Here is a 16,672-nt window from a genome sequence, read left to right as displayed (position 1 = left end):
GTGCTTCCTCATGTTTCGTTAAAGCAGACGCTGTTGCAGCGCCTGCAGGTCATACACCTGCAACTCGGCCAGATGCTGCATTCCCACGCAGGCAGCACGTGCGCCGGCCAGCGTGGTGTAATAGGTTATCCGCCCCTGCAGGGCGGCATGACGGATGGAATATGAGTCGCGCATTGCGGAGGGCTTGCTGTCCACGGTGTTGACGATGAGGCTGACCTCGCCGTTCTTGATCATGTCCACGATGTGCGGGCGACCTTCCGCGACCTTGTTCACTACCGTCACTTCGACGCCGGCCTTGCGGATTACCGCCGCCGTACCGCGCGTCGCGAGGATGGTGAAGCCCAGCTCTACCAGCGAGCGCGCGACCTCGGCAGCGCCCGGCTTGTCCGCCTCGCGCACGCTGAGGAATATCTTGCCTTCCTTCGGCAGCTTCACGCTCGCCGCGAGTTGCGACTTTACGAACGCCTCGGCGAAGGTCTCGCCGACGCCCATCACCTCGCCGGTGGATTTCATCTCCGGGCCGAGGATGGTGTCCACGCCGGGGAACTTGATGAACGGGAACACCGCCTCCTTGACCGAGTAGTACGGCGGGATGACTTCCTTCGTGACGCCCTGCTGCGCGAGCGTCTGGCCGGCCATGCAGCGCGCCGCGACTTTTGCCAGCGGCACGCCGGTCGCCTTGGACACATAGGGCACGGTGCGCGAAGCGCGCGGATTCACTTCCAGCACATACACGGTGTCGCCCTGGATCGCAAACTGCACGTTCATCAGGCCGATCACGTTGAGTTCCTTGGCCATCGCCACAGTCTGGCGGCGCAGTTCGTCCTGCATCGCGGCGGATAACGAATACGGCGGCAGGGAACAGGCCGAGTCGCCGGAGTGCACGCCCGCCTGCTCGATGTGTTCCATGATGCCGCCGATGATGACCTGCTGGCCGTCGGACACCGCATCCACGTCCACTTCGATCGCGTCGTTCAGGAAGCGGTCGAGCAAAATCGGCAGACGCTCGGGCCAGGTCTTGGCCAGCTCTTCCGCATCGCGCATGTAGCGCTCCAGGTCGGCCTGCGCATGGATGATCTCCATGCCGCGACCGCCCAGCACGTTGGAAGGACGCATCACCAGCGGATAGCCGATCTCGGCGGCGCCCGCCACCGCCTCGGCCACATGGCTCGCGGTGCGGTTGGGCGGCTGCTTCAGGTTCAGTTTCTTCAGCATGGTCTGGAAGCGCGCGCGGTCTTCCGCGCAGTCGATCATGTCGACCGAGGTGCCGATGATGGGCACGCCGTTCTTTTCCAGTCCGTGCGCCAGCTTCAGCGGCGTCTGGCCGCCGTATTGCACGATCACGCCGACCGGTTTTTCCACCGCGACGACTTCCAGCACGTCCTCCAGCGTCAGCGGCTCGAAGTACAGGCGGTCGGAAGTATCGTAGTCGGTCGAGACGGTCTCCGGGTTGCAGTTGACCATGATGGTCTCGTAGCCGTCCTCGCGCATCGCCAGCGCGGCATGCACGCAGCAGTAGTCGAACTCGATGCCTTGGCCGATGCGGTTCGGACCGCCGCCCAGCACCATGATCTTTTTCTTGCCGGTCGGCTGCGATTCGCACTCTTCCTCGTAGGTCGAGTACATGTAGGCGGTGTTGGTCGCAAACTCGGCCGCGCAGGTGTCGACGCGCTTGAACACCGGGCGCACGCCCAGCGCGTGGCGATAGGCGCGCACTGCCGCATCGTCGGTGCCCAGCAGCCTTGCCAGACGCGCATCGGCGAAACCGCTGCGCTTCAGGGCGCGCATGTGGTCGGCATCCAGGCTCTCCAGCATGCGGTCTTTCAACTCGCCTTCCTGACGGATGATGTCGGCAATCTGCACCAGGAACCACGGGTCGATCTTGCTGACGTTAAATACTTCCTCGACGCTCATGCCCATACGGAAAGCATCGCCGACCGCCCAGATACGATCCGGCCCCGGATTGCCAAGCTCGGCGATCAGCGCTTCGCGGTCGGTGTATTTGCTGTCCAGTCCGTTGACGCCGACTTCCAGGCCGCGCAAGGCCTTCTGGAACGACTCCTGGAAGGTGCGGCCGATCGCCATCACCTCGCCGACCGATTTCATCTGCGTGGTCAGGCGGTCGTTGGCCTGCGGGAATTTTTCGAAGGCAAATCTGGGAATTTTCGTGACCACGTAGTCGATGGTCGGTTCGAACGAGGCCGGGGTCGCGCCGCCGGTAATGTCGTTCTTCAGCTCGTCGAGCGTGTAGCCCACGGCCAGTTTGGCCGCGACCTTGGCGATCGGGAAGCCGGTCGCCTTGGAGGCCAGCGCGGAAGAGCGCGACACGCGCGGGTTCATCTCGATCACCACCATGCGCCCGTCGTCCGGGTTGACGGCGAACTGCACGTTGGAGCCGCCGGTGTCCACGCCGATCTCGCGCAGCACCGCGAGGCTCGCGTCGCGCATGATCTGGTATTCCTTGTCGGTGAGCGTCTGCGCCGGGGCGACGGTAATCGAGTCGCCGGTGTGCACGCCCATCGGGTCGAGGTTCTCGATGGAGCAGATGATGATGCAGTTGTCGTTGCGGTCGCGCACCACCTCCATCTCGAATTCTTTCCAGCCGAGCAGCGATTCCTCGATCAGCAACTCGCGCGTCGGCGAGGCCTCCAGCCCGCGCTCGCAGATTTCGACGAATTCCTCGCGGTTGTAGGCGATGCCGCCGCCCGAGCCGCCCATGGTGAACGACGGGCGGATGATGGTCGGGTAGCCCATCGCCTGCTGCACCTGCAACGCCTCTTCCATACTGTGCGCGATGGCGGAGCGCGCCGAGGACAGGCCGATCTTGTTCATCGCCTGCTTGAACTTCTCGCGGTCTTCGGCCTTGTCGATGGCCTCGCGCGACGCGCCTATCATCTCGACATTGTATTTTTCCAGCACGCCATGCTTGGCCAGGTCGAGCGCGCAGTTCAGCGCAGTCTGCCCGCCCATGGTCGGCAGGATCGCATCCGGTTTTTCCCTCGCGATGATCTTGGCCACCATCTGCCAAGTGATCGGCTCGATGTAGGTCGCATCCGCCATCTCCGGGTCGGTCATGATGGTGGCCGGGTTCGAGTTCACCAGGATGACGCGATAGCCTTCCTCGCGCAGCGCCTTGCAGGCCTGCGCGCCGGAATAGTCGAACTCGCACGCCTGCCCGATGACGATGGGGCCGGCGCCGATGATGAGGATGGATTTTAGGTCGTTACGTTTTGGCATTTTCTCAGTCGTTAGACGTTAGTCTCTAGTCGCTAGTTAAACCGCTGATCGCTATCTCAACTAGCGACTAGCGTCTAACGACTAGCTACTCTTTTGCATCAAATCAATAAACTTATCGAACAAATAATCCACGTCATGCGGCCCGGGGCTCGCCTCGGGGTGGCCCTGAAAGCAGAATGCGGGCTTGTCGGTCAGCTCGAAGCCCTGCAGCGTGCCGTCGAACAGCGAGACATGCGTGACGCGCGCGTTCTTCGGCAGCGTCGCCGCATCCACGGCAAAACCGTGGTTCTGGCTGGTGATCATCACGCGTTTGCTTTGCATGTCCTGCACCGGGTGATTTGCGCCGCGGTGGCCGAACTTCATCTTCACCGTCGTAGCGCCCAGCGCCAGTCCCATCAACTGGTGGCCGAGGCAGATGCCGTACAGCGGCACGCCCGCGTCGATGAAGGCACGCGTTGCGTCGACCGCGTAGTCGCACGGCTCGGGGTCGCCGGGGCCGTTGGACAGGAACACGCCGTCCGGCTCCATCGCCAGCACCTCGGAGGCCGGGGTCTTCGCCGGCACCACGGTGATGCGGCAGCCGCGTTCGGCGAGCTTGCGCAGGATGTTGCGCTTCACGCCGAAATCGTAGGCCACTACGTGGAATCTGGACTGCGTCTGTTCGGGATAGCCCACGCCCAGCGCCCACTCGCGCTGCGTCCAGCTATAGGGTTTGTCGCAGCTCACCGGCTGTGCGAGATCCATTCCCGCCATGCTGGGGAAGCTCCGTGCGGCAGCCAGCGCCGCCTCCACATCGTTGCCGGTGGCGATGCAGCCGTTCTGCGCGCCCTTCTCGCGCAGGATGCGCGTCAGCTTGCGCGTGTCGATCCCGGCGATCGCCACCACGTTGTTGGCCTTGAGGTAGTCCGGCAGCGACTGCGTGTTGCGCCAGTTGCTCACCGTCAGCGAAAGGTCGCGGATTACCAGCCCGCTGGCGAACACTTGGCGTGACTCCACGTCCTCGGTATTCACGCCGACGTTGCCGATATGCGGATAGGTCAGCGTGACGATCTGCTTGTAGTAGGAGGGGTCGGTGAGGATTTCCTGGTAACCGGTCATCGAGGTGTTGAACACCACCTCGCCGGTGCTGCTGCCGGAGGCGCCGATGGCGGTTCCGCGAAACACTGTCCCATCGGATAAAACTAGAATGGCAGGACTTGTTTGCGGCACCGGATGCTCCCAAAGCGGTTTACATAAAGAAGCGGGACGAACCGTGCGTTCATCCCGCTTTGAATTGTGCGCATTATAGCGGATCAGGCGGGCGGCATCAAATGCCGGAACCTGTTTCGGGGTGTCGCCTGACCGGATCCTGAAGGTAGAAGGCCGCGAGTTGCCGGTACACGTCCGGGTATTCCCGTTGCAGGACATGGGGCGTTTCGAAGAATGCCTCACTGGTCACGGCGAAAAATTCGGCCGGGTTTTCGGCGCCGTAAGGGTCTATCGCCATCTCCTCATCCCTTTCCGCCTTGGTGCAGAAGTCGGCATAGGCCGCGCCGAAGGTCTGCGCCCATTGTTCGGAGGACATCCCCCGGTGCAGCGGCGGGTAACCGTTCATCGCGCCGTTCAGCATGTCCAGCTTGTGGGCGAATTCGTGGATCACCACGTTGGCGCCGTCGTGCTCGCCGTAGTGTAGCGCGTCGGCGCCGGACAACACCACCGGCCCGCGCTCCCAGGATTCTCCCATCATCGCGTCACGCACGACATGCACTACGCCGGCCTCATCCATGAACTCATGCTCCGGTACGAACTCGCCGGGATAGACGATCACCGACACCCAGCCCGCGTAGTAATCCAGCCCGAGATTGAGGATGGGCAGGCAGGCTTGGGCGACGATCCTGATCCGCATGTCGTCGTCCAGGGAAAAACCGCCGGCCGCGACCACCTGCTTCTCGTTCAAGAACAGGGTGGTCAGTTCGCGCAGCCGCTCCAGTTCTTCTTCCGAAAGTCCGCGCAACACGGACAGGCCGGATGCGGCGGCGCACCAAGCCGCATCCGGCAACGCCGCATGCCGCAGGGCGCGCCGCCTGCGCCAGTTTTTCAGGCTCCAGCCCATCTTCTTTCAAATGAATGACAAACGAAACAGGCTCTCATGCGCTGTGCAATTTTTGTGTTTAAATAATCGTGAAGCGGGCGTTAGCGTAGCACGCCGGCGTTGAATTCCGAGGAGGTTAATATGAAGGCACAGTGGGCAGGTATCGCGGCGATCGCGCTGATGTTCGCCGGGCAGGCGGAGGCGGCGGTGGATGCGGCGGCGTTCAAGGCCTTGGCCAGGAAGAAGGGCTGCTTCAATTGTCATGGCATGGACAAGCCGATCCTGGGGCCGTCGCTGCGGGATATCGGCAGGAAATACGCCAATGATGCCGCTGCGCCGAAGCGTCTGGCCGGGATCATCAAAAACGGCAGCAAGGGCGGCGTATGGGGCAAAGCCGCCATGCCGGCCTATGCGAGGCTGGCCGATGACGACATCAAGACCCTGGTGCAGTTTATCCTGTCCCTCCGCTGATTCCCGTTCTGCAATGGGACGGAGGGGCAGCGTTCCAGGCTATTTGGCGGGCGGTTGTGGTGCGGGTGCGCCGGGTTTTTTCGGGGCGGCGTAGGCTAGCCTGACGTTAAGCCCTTCGAACTTGTCCTCGACGTAATCGCTGCCGTGATCGAAGCGCCATACCCAGGCGGCGGCGCGATTGGTTTTGAAAGTCGTGTCGGTCCAGTATTTTCCGGGCTGGGTTTCCGGGAAATAATCCTTGGGCAGAGTCGGGCCGGGGAAGAAAACGGCGGGGTTTACGATGGTGTTCAACTCATAGCGGCTGGGCAGATACCAGTCGGAAGAGCCGCAGAGTTTCTCCGCATTGACCGCCTTGACGTAAGACTCGGTATCGCAATTGCTGCCGGCGCATTTCCCACCGTTGGCCTTGCCTGCGTTGCCGCCGTTGCTGTCCGGGTTCGGGTCGTACCAGGTGTAGGTATTGTTGATGTCGTGCAGGCCGGGTTCGGTTTTTTTCACTTCCCAAGTCAGCCCCGACTTGTTGTCCCGCACGCATACCCAGGGCTGCTTGGCGTAGTCCTTGCCGTCATTCACGCTGCCGTCCTGGTTGATACGCGTCATGTCGAATTCGGGCGGCTTGAGGGCGAATGGCTTTTCGCAGCCCGCGACCGCCATGGAGCACAGCAGGATCAGCGCCACGCGGCGGCTGGAAGAAGAACTCATATTGCGGATCGATTTTTTCATCTGGAACACCCGGAAGTTAAAGCGTGGAATAAGCCGTTCGGTAAGGGCGGGCATTATCGTGGAATTGCGCGGCTTGTTCAAGGCAAGCGGTTCGGAGCCCTGTCTTCATGGGCCGGGGGATTCCCCTTCTTCGAAGAAGGCCGTTAGCCGCCGTGATGGCTTCAATAATCGGCAGGTTGCTGAAGGCCTTGTCGGTTTTCCGCAGTGCACCTCGCCGCTACATGGGATAATCGCGCCTTCCTCGGCATAACAGAACACTATGAAAACAGATGTGATTATTATCGGCTCCGGCGCGGCGGGTCTGATGTGCGCCATGCAGGCCGGACGGCGCGGGCGTTCCGTGGCGCTGCTCGACCATGCCAAAAAGCTCGCGGAGAAGATCCGCATCTCCGGCGGCGGGCACTGCAACTTCACCAACCTCAACAGCGGGCCGGAGCATTTCATCTCCGCCAACCCTGATTTCTGCCGCTCGGCGCTCGCGCGCTACACGCCGCGCGACTTCATCGCGCTGCTGCAAAAACACGGCATCGGCTACCACGAGAAGACGCTCGGGCAGTTGTTCTGCGACGACGAAGCCGAAGTCATCATCGCGATGCTCAGGGAAGAATGCGATGCGGCGGGCGTGAAGCGCTTCATGTCCTGCGAAGTCGAAAAAATCGAGCGCGACAAGAAATTCCACGTTAGCACTTCGCGCGGCGACTTCGAGGCGAAGTCGCTGGTAATCGCCACCGGCGGCCTGTCCATCCCCAAGACCGGCGCAACCCCGTTCGGCTACCACGTCGCCGAGCAGTTCGGCATCCCCATCGCCAAGCTCAAACCCGGCCTAGTGCCGCTGAGCTTCGCGCCGGACGACTGGAAGCCCTACGCCGACCTGACCGGCGTCTCGCTCGATGTTACGGTGAGTTTCGGCAAGCAGTCGTTCCGCGAAAACATGCTGGTGACCCATAGAGGTCTCAGCGGCCCGGCGATCCTGCAAATCTCATCCTATTGGCAGCACGGCCAGCCGCTGCACATCGACCTGCTGCCGGATTGCGACATGGCAAGCCTGCTGGACGAGCAGAAGGGCAGCAAGAAATTGCTGAGCAATTACCTGACGCAATGGTTCCCGAAGAGCTTCGCCGATGCGTGGTGCGCGCAGTTGGCCGGGATCGAGAACAAGCCGCTCAAGCAGTACAACGACAAACAGCGCAAGCAGATCGCCGCCGCCCTGCACGACTGGCAGATCACCCCAAGCGGCACGCTGGGCTACACCAAGGCCGAAGTGACCTGCGGCGGCATCGACACGCGCGCTCTGTCGTCGAAGACCATGGAATGCAACGACGTGCCCGGCCTGTATTTCATCGGCGAGGTGGTGGACGTGACCGGCCAGCTTGGCGGCTACAATTTCCAGTGGGCGTGGGCGTCGGGCCATGCCACCGGGCAGGCCGTTTAGTGCTATAGTTTTCGCGCGTTTTTGACACTCAATCAGGAGGAACCGACGATGCGTGCCTTATGGATTGCTTTACTTGCGCTGCTGTTGAGCGGCTGCGGCTACAACACTTTTCAAACGACAGACGAGCAGATCAAGGCGAGCTGGTCGGAGGTGCTGAATCAGTACCAGCGGCGCGCCGACTTGATCCCCAACCTCGTGAACACGGTCAAGGGCTTTGCCGCGCAGGAGCAGACCGTGCTGCTCGGCGTCACCGAGGCGCGCGCGAGGGTCGGCAGCATCCAGGCCACGCCCGCACTGATCAACGACCCACAGGCCTTTGCGAAATTCCAGGCCGCGCAGGGCGAACTGTCTTCGGCCTTGAGCCGCCTGCTGGTGGTGTCGGAGAACTACCCGCAACTCAAATCCGACGCGAATTTCCGCGACCTGCAGGCGCAGCTCGAAGGCACCGAAAACCGCATCACCGTGGCGCGCAACCGCTACATCAAGGCGGTGCAGGAATACAACGTCGCGGTGCGCTCCTTTCCGAGCAACCTCACCGCGATGCTGTTCGGCTACGCCGTCAAGCCGAACTTCACGGTGGAGAACGAGAAGGAAATCTCCCGTCCGCCGGCGGTCAGTTTCGATGCGCCGAAGCCCACACCTGCCAAGTAAATGAACCCATCGAAAGATTCCCTCGCCCGCTTGCGGGAGAGGGTTAGGGAGAGGGTGGAAACTTGAAAACTGCAACAGATTCTTTATTCCCTCTCCCCCAGCCCCTCTGGGTGAAACAACTAGCCATTCGACTAAGCTGCCAAAAATCGCAGCTAAGTCGCTGGTTATCCCATAAATGTGAGAGGGGAGTAAGGCAATACGGTCTCTTTCAGTCGATTCTTGTCCTGCTTGTGCTGCTGCTCACCGGCGCGGCGCAGGCCGAAGTGGCCGTGCCGCCGCTGGGCGCACGCGTCACCGACCTCACTTCCACGCTGGACGCGCAGCAGGTGCAGGCGCTCGAATCCCGCCTCGCCGCGTTCGAGGCGAAGAAAGGCGCGCAGCTTGCCGTGCTCATCGTCCCCACCACCCAGCCGGAGACCGTCGAGCAATACGGCATCCGCGTCGCCGAAACCTGGAAGCTCGGGCGCAAGGGCGTGGATGACGGCGCGCTGCTGCTCGTCGCAAAGGAAGACCGCGCGCTGCGCATCGAGGTGGGCTACGGCCTCGAAGGCGCGCTCAACGACGCCACGGCAAAGCGCATCGTTGCCGAGATCATCACGCCGTTCTTCCGGCGCGGCGAATTCTATGCGGGCATCGATGCAGGCATGGGCGCGATGATGCAGGTGATCGAGGGCGAACCCCTGCCGCCGCCGAAGCGCGCCGCCGCGAGCGGCAGCTACGACATCGAGTCGCTGCTGTTCGTTGCCTTCGGCCTGGTGGTGGTCGTGGGCGGCATGCTGCGCGCGCTGCTCGGGCGCTTCCCAGCCGCCGCGCTGATGGGCGGCGGGCTGGGCTTGATTGCCTGGCTGGTGGCCGCGTCGCTGTTTGCCGCGCTGCTGGTCGGGCTGATGGCCTTCGTGTTCGTGCTGTTCGGCGGAGCGGGGCGCGGTTTCGGCGGCCATGGCCGCGGCGGATTCGGTCACGGCGGGTTTGGCGGCGGCTTCGGTGGAGGAGGGGGGTTCGGCGGCGGGGGCGGCGGGTTCGGTGGAGGCGGGGCATCGGGGCGCTGGTGAAGTGGGCTTCTTGGCGTGGCAGGTGACCCGTAGGAGCCCGATTTATCGGGCGATTGCATTCGCGCAGCAAGCTGCGCTCCTACGAGATGCACGTTTTCACCATCAGGGGCGGCAATTCGACATGAGAGTCAGGATGAAGAATTTAAAGCGAGTGATGCAGCATCTATCCAGCGGGCGCGCTTCTGTGCGCCGCGCCTTTCCGCCGCGCGCGCTGGAGGCGATCGAGCGCGCCATCCGCGACACCGAGGCCAGACACGACGGACAGATCCGCTTCGCGGTCGAGGCCGCGCTCGACCTCACGCCGCTGCTCGCGGGACAGACGGCGCAGGAGCGCGCCATCGAGGTGTTTTCCGAACTGCGCGTCTGGGACACCGAGCACAACAACGGCGTGCTGATCTACCTGCTGCTCGCGGACCGCGACGTGGAGATCATCGCCGACCGCGGCATCCACGCGAGGCTCGGCCAGGAAACCTGGGAGACGATCTGCCGCGAAATGGAAACGGCGTTTCGCGACGGGCGGTTCGAGGCGGGCGTGCTCGCCGGTATTCGCGCCGTGGGCGAACATCTCGCGCGCCACTTCCCTGCACAGGACGGAAAGCTCAATGAAATGCCGGATCGGCCGGTGGTGCTGTAAGGTTCATGGCTAGGCCGGAATATATAGGCATTCCGGCATATTGACTGCACGGTGGAATGTTGGAAAACTGCGCCCGCCGATGGGGAAGAAAATAATTCGACCCCGGTACATTTCGTCGCGTAGAGTTACATCAATTGGGCAAGTATAACCAGCTCGAAGGAATCAAAAGCATTAATATTTAATCAACAAAAATTGGTGTAAAAACTGGAGTTGTAGCATTGTGTTTCTTGTCTAAATTCACATAAAATTCCGTAAATGCCCACTGAACTTATAGCAGTCCTAGGCACTCTTTTCGGCACTCTCGTAGGCGGCCTCATTAACTACTTTTCGAGCCGTGGTGTAAAGAATCACGAGTGGCGACTCGCGCTCGCGAAGGATCAAGTTGCTTCTCGCCAGAAGTTGTATGCAGAGTTTCTTGTCGAAGCACAACGCCTCGTAGTACAAGCCCGTGAAGAGAAAATAACTTCACTTGCTGACCTGAATTCACTAAATGGAAAATTCGCTGAGGTTTCACTTGTCGCACCGGATAGCGTTGTGGATGCTGCACAGAAACTAGCTGATTCCGCGATAACTAGCCATAGTGCGCAGCCAGCAAAAGAAGTCGCTGATTTCTTCAAGTTAAAAACGGCGTTTATCGCGGCGGCACGCCAAGATATTGCGAGGGTTCTAAGTGAAGCCTAACCTTTCGGCCAACTGGATCGCCCGCAAGCTGCGCTTGCGCGCGTGAAAAGGAGCCAAGCCCGAATCGTTTCCCTCCTATCGACCTGACCCGCCATCAGGTCAGCAGTGCTTCCCACTCCTGCCTCATCGGTCATTCGCAGCTCATTGGCACCACCCCGCCTCCGCTTCCCATAGGTTGCTCCTCATCCACACAGGCCTGCGGCATTCGTTGGCCTTACTCCTGCCGATCGGTCGAACCAGCCCTTTGAAATAACAGCATCGGTATCCGGGCCGATTACGGGCGCGATTCCTTCCTCTCACCCATCGTGAAAACCGGCTTCGCCTGGCCGGAGCAAAAACACAAATTGGTTGACCCACGTCAGGGAAACGAGGGCTGGTTTGGAATTATGGTAGCGAAACATTGCGGCAGATACTGGATGAGTTGCCGGGCATCTTTCCAGCCGATTGCCGCGATTGCGGGTTGCGCGGTTTATATAAAAAAAGATGCAGTGGGGAGGGGATTGCTGGTCTCGCGGCTGTCTGTCCAGACAGTCAACTCTCCCGGTTTGCCGGATTTTTCAGGCGGTGTGTTTTCCAAGGGAGCGGTATGAAAACTGGAACTGGAATATTACTGGGCGCGATCATTCTGGCAGCCCTTTCATTCGGCGTGTCGGCGGAAAACATGACACTGGCATCGGCAGGGGCTACGGCGCCTGTTCAGGCGGGTGCCACGCCGGCACCTGCAAAGGGTGCGGAAGCGGCACCGGCCGAAGAAACGAAAGCAGTGTCCGCGGAAGCTGCACCGCTGGCACCGGCGGGCACCGCGCTGGCGTCGGCAGGCAAGGTGCTGGCGCCGGCAGAAAAGACATCGGCAGACAAGGCAGCAGGAACTGCGCACGCTCCGGCAGATGCAGCCCTGGCGCCGGCACATGATGCCATCAAGGTGCTGAAGCGCGAGGAAGTGAGCTTCAAGGAAGAGGTGCAGCCCATCCTGCATGACTATTGCGTGAGCTGTCATTCTCCGGGCGGCAGGGGGCATGCGAAAAGCGGCCTGGATCTGAGGTCCTGGGAGGGACTGATGAAGGGCACGAGGTTCGGGCCGGTCGTCATCCCCGGCAACAGCGAGGCCAGCACTTTCACCAAGCTGCTTACCGGCACCAACAAGGGTTTGAAGATGCCGATGGGCTTGAATGCGGAAGGTACGCTCGATCGTCAATACATCCTGATTATGAGGAAGTGGGTCAAACAGGGAGCCAGGAACAACTGATCTCACTTGCGGCGAACCGTTAGCGAGGCAGCGTTCGCCGCCGGTGCCGGTAAACCAAACGTTTTGCTTGTCCGGGTTTCTGCCATGCGGCAAGCAGTTCTGTAAATCATCCATTACAAAAATTTCCGGGCAACCGCGCTGGCGCTGTGCCGGCCCGGTGCTGACCCGGATTGCAATCGTCAATAACGCTTTAGCGGGGGGAAGGGGAACATGACTGACAATGTGAATCTCGGTAAGCGGCGGCTTTTGATCGCCGCCACTACCGCGGCCGGCGGGGTTGCGGCAGCGGGCGCCGGCGCGCCGTTCGTGCTGAGCCTGATGCCGAGCGAACGCGCCAAGGCGGCCGGCGCGCCGGTCGAGGTGGACGTGAGCCGCATCGAGCCCGGCATGATGATCAGCGTCGAGTGGCAGGGCAAGCCGGTGTGGATCGTGCGTCGCACCCCGGAGATGCTCGACCTGCTCGCAAAGCACAATGACAGGCTGGTCGACCCGGAATCTTCCGTCCCGCAGCAGCCCGAGTACTGCAACAACCCTTACCGTTCCATCAAGCCCGAATACCTCGTCGTCCTCGGCGTCTGCACCCACCTGGGGTGCTCCCCGACCTATCGCCCGGAAGTCGCGCCGAGCGATCTCGGTGCGGATTGGCCGGGCGGCTGGTTCTGCCCCTGCCACGGTTCACGCTTCGATCTCGCGGCGCGCGTGTACAAAGGCGTGCCCGCGCCCAGCAACATGATCGTTCCGCCGCACAAGTATCTCGGTGAGGGCCGGCTCCTGATCGGCGACGACGGAAAGGAGGCGGCATGATGGGCCTCCTGAAGAAACTGGTCGGCTGGATCGACGAACGCTTCCCGCTCATCTCGACCTACAAGGCGCATGTCTCGGAGTATTACGCGCCGAAGAATTTCAACTTCTGGTACTTCTTCGGCTCGCTGGCGCTACTGGTGCTGGTGATCCAGATCGTGAGCGGCATTTTCCTGACCATGAACTACAAGCCGGATGCGCTGTTCGCCTTCGCCTCCGTCGAGTACATCATGCGCGACGTGCAATGGGGCTGGCTGCTGCGCTTCATCCATTCCACCGGCGCCTCGATGTTCTTTGTCGTGGTCTACCTGCACATGTTCCGCAGCCTGATGTACGGCTCGTACCGCAAGCCGCGCGAGCTGCTGTGGATCGTCGGCATGGTCATCTATCTGGCATTGATGGCCGAGGCGTTCATGGGCTACCTGCTGCCCTGGGGACAGATGTCCTTCTGGGGCGCGCAGGTGATCATCAACCTGTTCTCTTCCGTGCCCTTCATCGGCCCGGACCTCGCGCTGCTGATCCGCGGCGACTATGTGGTTTCCGATACCACGCTGAACCGCTTCTTCGCGCTGCACGTCATCGCGATCCCGCTGGTCATCGTGCTGATCGTGGTTGCCCATATCGTGGCCTTGCACGAGGTCGGCTCGAACAATCCGGACGGCATCGAAATCAAGAAGTACAAGGACGACAACGGCAAGCCGCTGGACGGCATCCCCTTCCATCCCTACTACACGGTGAAGGACGGGGTCGGGGCGGTCGCCTTCCTGATGATTTTCTGCGCCATCGTCTTCTTCGCGCCGGACATGAAGGGTTACTTCCTGGAGTACAACAACTTCATTCCGGCCAACCCGATGAAAACGCCCGAGCATATCGCGCCGGTGTGGTACTTCACTCCGTTCTACGCGATCTTGCGCGCCGTGCCGCCGATGTTCGGCTCGCAGTTTCCGGGCGTGGTCGCGATGGGCGTGGCAACGGTGATCTTCTTCTTCCTGCCCTGGCTGGACCGGGGCAAGGTCAAATCGATCCGCTATCGCGGCCCGATCTACAAGATTTTCCTGACCCTGTTCGTGATCAGTTTTGTCGGCCTCGGCTGGCTGGGCCTGATGCCCGCCACCCCGGCCTACACCCTGATCTCGCGGATACTGGCCGCGGTTTACTTTGCGTTCTTCCTGTTGATGCCCTGGTATACCAGGATCGACAAGTGCAAGCCCGAGCCCGACCGCATCACGTCCAAATAGAACGGAAAGGCTCGGACATGAAAGCTATCAATAAACTGGGAATTCTGGTGCTGCTCCTCGCGGCATCGTCAATCGCGATCGCCGGCGAAACCGGCGTTCATCTGGACAGGGCGCCGGTGGACTTGAAAAACACCGCTTCACTGCAGCGCGGGGCGAAGCTGTTCACCTCGAGATGCCTGGCCTGTCACAGCGCTTCCTACATGCGCTACAACCGCCTCAGGGACATCGGCATGACCGAGGAGCAGATCAAGAAGGATCTGGAACTCCCCGAGGACGTCAAGCTCGGCTCGACCATGCAGGCCGCGATGGACGCAAACTCGGCCAAGCTCGCCTTCGGCGAGCCGCCTCCCGACCTGAGCGTGATTGCGCGTTCGCGCAGCGCCGACTGGCTGTATACCTACATGCGCACCTTCTACGTGGACACCGCTCGCGCGAGCGGCTGGAACAACACGGTTTTCCCCAACGTGGCCATGCCGTTCGTCCTGGCCGATCTGCAGGGCAGGCAGGTGCTGCGCGTCGAAAGCAAGAACGGCCATGAAGTAAAGAAGCTGGTCCTGCAGGAGCCGGGTTCGATGTGCACCGCGGGGAACTCGCTGTGCAAGGCGGCATACGATGCGGCCATCGCCGACCTGACCAACTACCTGGTCTTCATGAGCGACCCGTCGAAAATGGTGCGCTATGACCTCGGCTATATCGTGCTCGGCTTCCTGTTTGTGCTTCTGGTCCTGCTTCGCGCGCTGAAGAAGGAAATCTGGAAGGACGTCCACTGACCTGCCGCCCGGCGAAACATGCCGGGCGGTTCCTCAGGCGAGACGGGCATCGAGCAATGCCCAGCTCTCGCCGGCCATTCCCAGCGCCTCGGCATCGCCGTTGTTGACGAAGGTCACGGCGCAGCCTTTTTCCTCCTCCTGCAGCGGCTCCTGCGCGGCCTGTAAAACCTGCAGCACCGTGGCATCGGCCTCCGAGGCGTCGTCGGCGCGGCTGCGCCGTTGCGCCAGCCGATCCTTGAGCACCGCCTCGTCGGCCTGTACGCAGGCAATGACGAAGGGCGCATCCATTGCCTGCGCAAGCACACGAAAATTTTCGCGCTCGGCATGGCGCAGGAATGCGGCATCGACGATGACGGGGAATCCTGCGGCGAGCAGGCCGCGTGCGAGTTCATGCAGGCGTTCATAGGTGCGGCGCGTGGCCTCCTCGCCGTAGATGCCGCTGCCGGTTTGCGAGCGGCTGTCCGCGAGCGCCGCGAGGCCGAACAGCCGCTTGCGCTCGACATCCGAGCGGATGCGGATCGCGCCAAAACGTTCCAGCGCAATCTGCGCGAAGGTGCTCTTGCCGCAGCCCGGCAACCCGTGCGTGATGATCAGCGCGGGGCGGCGGCGCGCGAGGCAGTCGTGCGCGAGCGCGAGATAGCTGCGGCATGCCGCCAGTTCGTGTTGCGCCTGCGCCGGGTCTTCCTGATTGGCGCGGATCGCGGCGACCTTGGCGCGCACCATCGCGCGGTAGGCGAGGTAGTAGCGCAGCACGCCCGCTCCGCCATAGTCGCCGGCCTGCTCCAGATATTTGTCGAGAAAACGCCAGGCGAACTGCGGCCGGCCGCGCTGCATGAGGTCCATCGCCGTGAAGGCGATTTCGCTGATCACATCGATCCAGCGCAGCGTTTCACTGAACTCGATGCCGTCGAAAGGCACGGGTATGTCGTCGAGCAGCACGATGTTGCCGAGGTGCAAATCGCCGTGGCACTCGCGCACGCAGCCGGCCGCCTTGCGCTGCCGGAACAGCGGCTCGCAGGCAGCGAATTCGAGCGCGCTCGCGAGGCGCACCTTCTCCAGCATCGCGAGGTCGGCGGAGGCTTCGAGCGACGGCGCGAGCTGCGCAAAATTTTCCAGCACCGCTTCCTGTATCACAGCGGGCGAGCCGAACGGCGAGTCCGCTGCGGCGGGCGGCAGAGCGGCATGGAATTGCGCGATGATGGCGGCCAGCCGGTCGATATGCAAAGGGGTGATCTGGCCGTCAGCCAGCAGGAGATCCATCATCGCGGAGCGCGGGAAGCGGCGCATGTGCACCGCATACTCAATGGCGGGCTCGCCGCCTGGCAGCGGCTGTTCCGGGCTGCTGCCGATCGCGACGACATCGAGGTAGAGATCGGGGGCGAGGCGGCGGTTGAGGCGCAACTCCTCGTCGCAGTAGAAGCGGCGCTTTTCCAGCGTGGAGAAATCGAGGAAGCCGAGATCGACCGATTTCTTGATCTTGTAGGCATCGTTCCCGGCCAGCAGCACCCAGGAGATATGCGTCTCCTCTATCCTGGAGCGCGGCGGAAAACAGCCGAGCAGCGCCTCCACCAGTTGCCGCTGGCGCAACAGTTCAGGCGAGGATGGTACAGGCGTCATGAGCGGCGTCCTTCATGCGTTGCAGGCGGCATACTCTAGCACGTTGTC

The 16,672-nt window shown here is 61.9% G+C and carries 15 protein-coding genes; 10 read left to right on the top strand and 5 right to left on the bottom strand.

Features of this window, described 5'->3' with window-relative positions:
• Positions 1-18: 18 nt before the first annotated feature.
• The 3 genes from carB to ACRRNM_RS05535 all read right to left on the bottom strand — a co-directional run bounded on the left by carB (position 19) and on the right by ACRRNM_RS05535 (position 5,329).
• Entirely contained in the window at positions 19-3,237 is a 3,219-nt protein-coding gene (carB, locus tag ACRRNM_RS05545; protein ID WP_435627244.1) for a carbamoyl-phosphate synthase large subunit, read from the bottom strand.
• An 81-nt stretch (positions 3,238-3,318) separates the two neighbouring features.
• Positions 3,319-4,446: a glutamine-hydrolyzing carbamoyl-phosphate synthase small subunit gene (carA, locus tag ACRRNM_RS05540; protein ID WP_435627243.1), complete on the bottom strand. Its 1,128-nt coding sequence runs from the start codon at positions 4,444-4,446 to the stop codon at positions 3,319-3,321.
• Positions 4,447-4,543: 97 nt separating this feature from the next.
• Complete coding sequence (locus ACRRNM_RS05535) at positions 4,544-5,329, bottom strand: zinc-dependent peptidase (RefSeq protein ID WP_435627242.1); 786 nt, start codon at positions 5,327-5,329, stop codon at positions 4,544-4,546.
• Positions 5,330-5,449: 120 nt separating this feature from the next.
• Between ACRRNM_RS05535 and ACRRNM_RS05530 the strand changes: the two genes are divergently transcribed.
• Positions 5,450-5,779, top strand: a complete 330-nt coding sequence (locus tag ACRRNM_RS05530) for a c-type cytochrome (protein WP_435627241.1) — start codon at positions 5,450-5,452, stop codon at positions 5,777-5,779.
• Between the two features lie 39 nt (positions 5,780-5,818).
• On the opposite strand, the gene ACRRNM_RS05525 is transcribed toward ACRRNM_RS05530, so the two are convergent.
• Positions 5,819-6,502, bottom strand: coding sequence for a DUF1566 domain-containing protein (locus tag ACRRNM_RS05525; RefSeq protein ID WP_435627240.1), 684 nt, complete (start codon positions 6,500-6,502; stop codon positions 5,819-5,821).
• Positions 6,503-6,761: 259 nt separating this feature from the next.
• Here ACRRNM_RS05525 and ACRRNM_RS05520 point away from each other — a divergent pair, with 259 nt between their 5' ends.
• From ACRRNM_RS05520 to ACRRNM_RS05480, 9 genes are all read left to right on the top strand, one after another.
• On the top strand, positions 6,762-7,934 hold the full coding sequence (locus tag ACRRNM_RS05520; RefSeq protein WP_435627239.1) for an NAD(P)/FAD-dependent oxidoreductase: 1,173 nt from the start codon (positions 6,762-6,764) through the stop codon (positions 7,932-7,934).
• Positions 7,935-7,982: 48 nt separating this feature from the next.
• Positions 7,983-8,585, top strand: a complete 603-nt coding sequence (locus ACRRNM_RS05515) for a LemA family protein (protein ID WP_435627238.1) — start codon at positions 7,983-7,985, stop codon at positions 8,583-8,585.
• A gap of 230 nt (positions 8,586-8,815) precedes the next feature.
• Complete coding sequence (locus ACRRNM_RS05510) at positions 8,816-9,637, top strand: TPM domain-containing protein (RefSeq protein ID WP_435627237.1); 822 nt, start codon at positions 8,816-8,818, stop codon at positions 9,635-9,637.
• A gap of 133 nt (positions 9,638-9,770) precedes the next feature.
• Positions 9,771-10,271: a TPM domain-containing protein gene (locus tag ACRRNM_RS05505; RefSeq protein WP_435627236.1), complete on the top strand. Its 501-nt coding sequence runs from the start codon at positions 9,771-9,773 to the stop codon at positions 10,269-10,271.
• A gap of 255 nt (positions 10,272-10,526) precedes the next feature.
• Positions 10,527-10,952 carry a hypothetical protein gene (locus tag ACRRNM_RS05500; protein WP_435627235.1) on the top strand — a complete coding sequence of 142 codons (426 nt, stop codon included), beginning with the start codon at positions 10,527-10,529 and terminating at the stop codon, positions 10,950-10,952.
• Between the two features lie 586 nt (positions 10,953-11,538).
• Positions 11,539-12,198, top strand: coding sequence for a c-type cytochrome domain-containing protein (locus ACRRNM_RS05495; RefSeq protein WP_435627234.1), 660 nt, complete (start codon positions 11,539-11,541; stop codon positions 12,196-12,198).
• Positions 12,199-12,408: 210 nt separating this feature from the next.
• Positions 12,409-13,002 (top strand): ubiquinol-cytochrome c reductase iron-sulfur subunit, encoded by a 594-nt coding sequence (gene petA / locus ACRRNM_RS05490; protein WP_435627233.1) that lies wholly within the window; start codon positions 12,409-12,411, stop codon positions 13,000-13,002.
• Complete coding sequence (locus ACRRNM_RS05485; RefSeq protein ID WP_435627232.1) at positions 12,999-14,237, top strand: cytochrome b; 1,239 nt, start codon at positions 12,999-13,001, stop codon at positions 14,235-14,237. The genes petA and ACRRNM_RS05485 overlap by 4 nt, the downstream gene beginning before the upstream one ends.
• 17 nt (positions 14,238-14,254) lie before the next feature.
• Positions 14,255-15,007, top strand: coding sequence for a cytochrome c1 (locus tag ACRRNM_RS05480; RefSeq protein WP_435627231.1), 753 nt, complete (start codon positions 14,255-14,257; stop codon positions 15,005-15,007).
• 33 nt (positions 15,008-15,040) lie between these two features.
• On the opposite strand, the gene ACRRNM_RS05475 is transcribed toward ACRRNM_RS05480, so the two are convergent.
• Positions 15,041-16,624 carry an AAA family ATPase gene (locus ACRRNM_RS05475; RefSeq protein ID WP_435627230.1) on the bottom strand — a complete coding sequence of 528 codons (1,584 nt, stop codon included), beginning with the start codon at positions 16,622-16,624 and terminating at the stop codon, positions 15,041-15,043.
• Between the last annotated feature and the right edge of the window lie 48 nt (positions 16,625-16,672).

Source organism: Ferrigenium straubiae (assembly GCF_051257895.1).
In the GTDB taxonomy this organism is placed as follows: domain Bacteria; phylum Pseudomonadota; class Gammaproteobacteria; order Burkholderiales; family Gallionellaceae; genus Gallionella; species Gallionella straubiae.
This window is presented reverse-complemented; position numbering and strand designations above follow the sequence as displayed.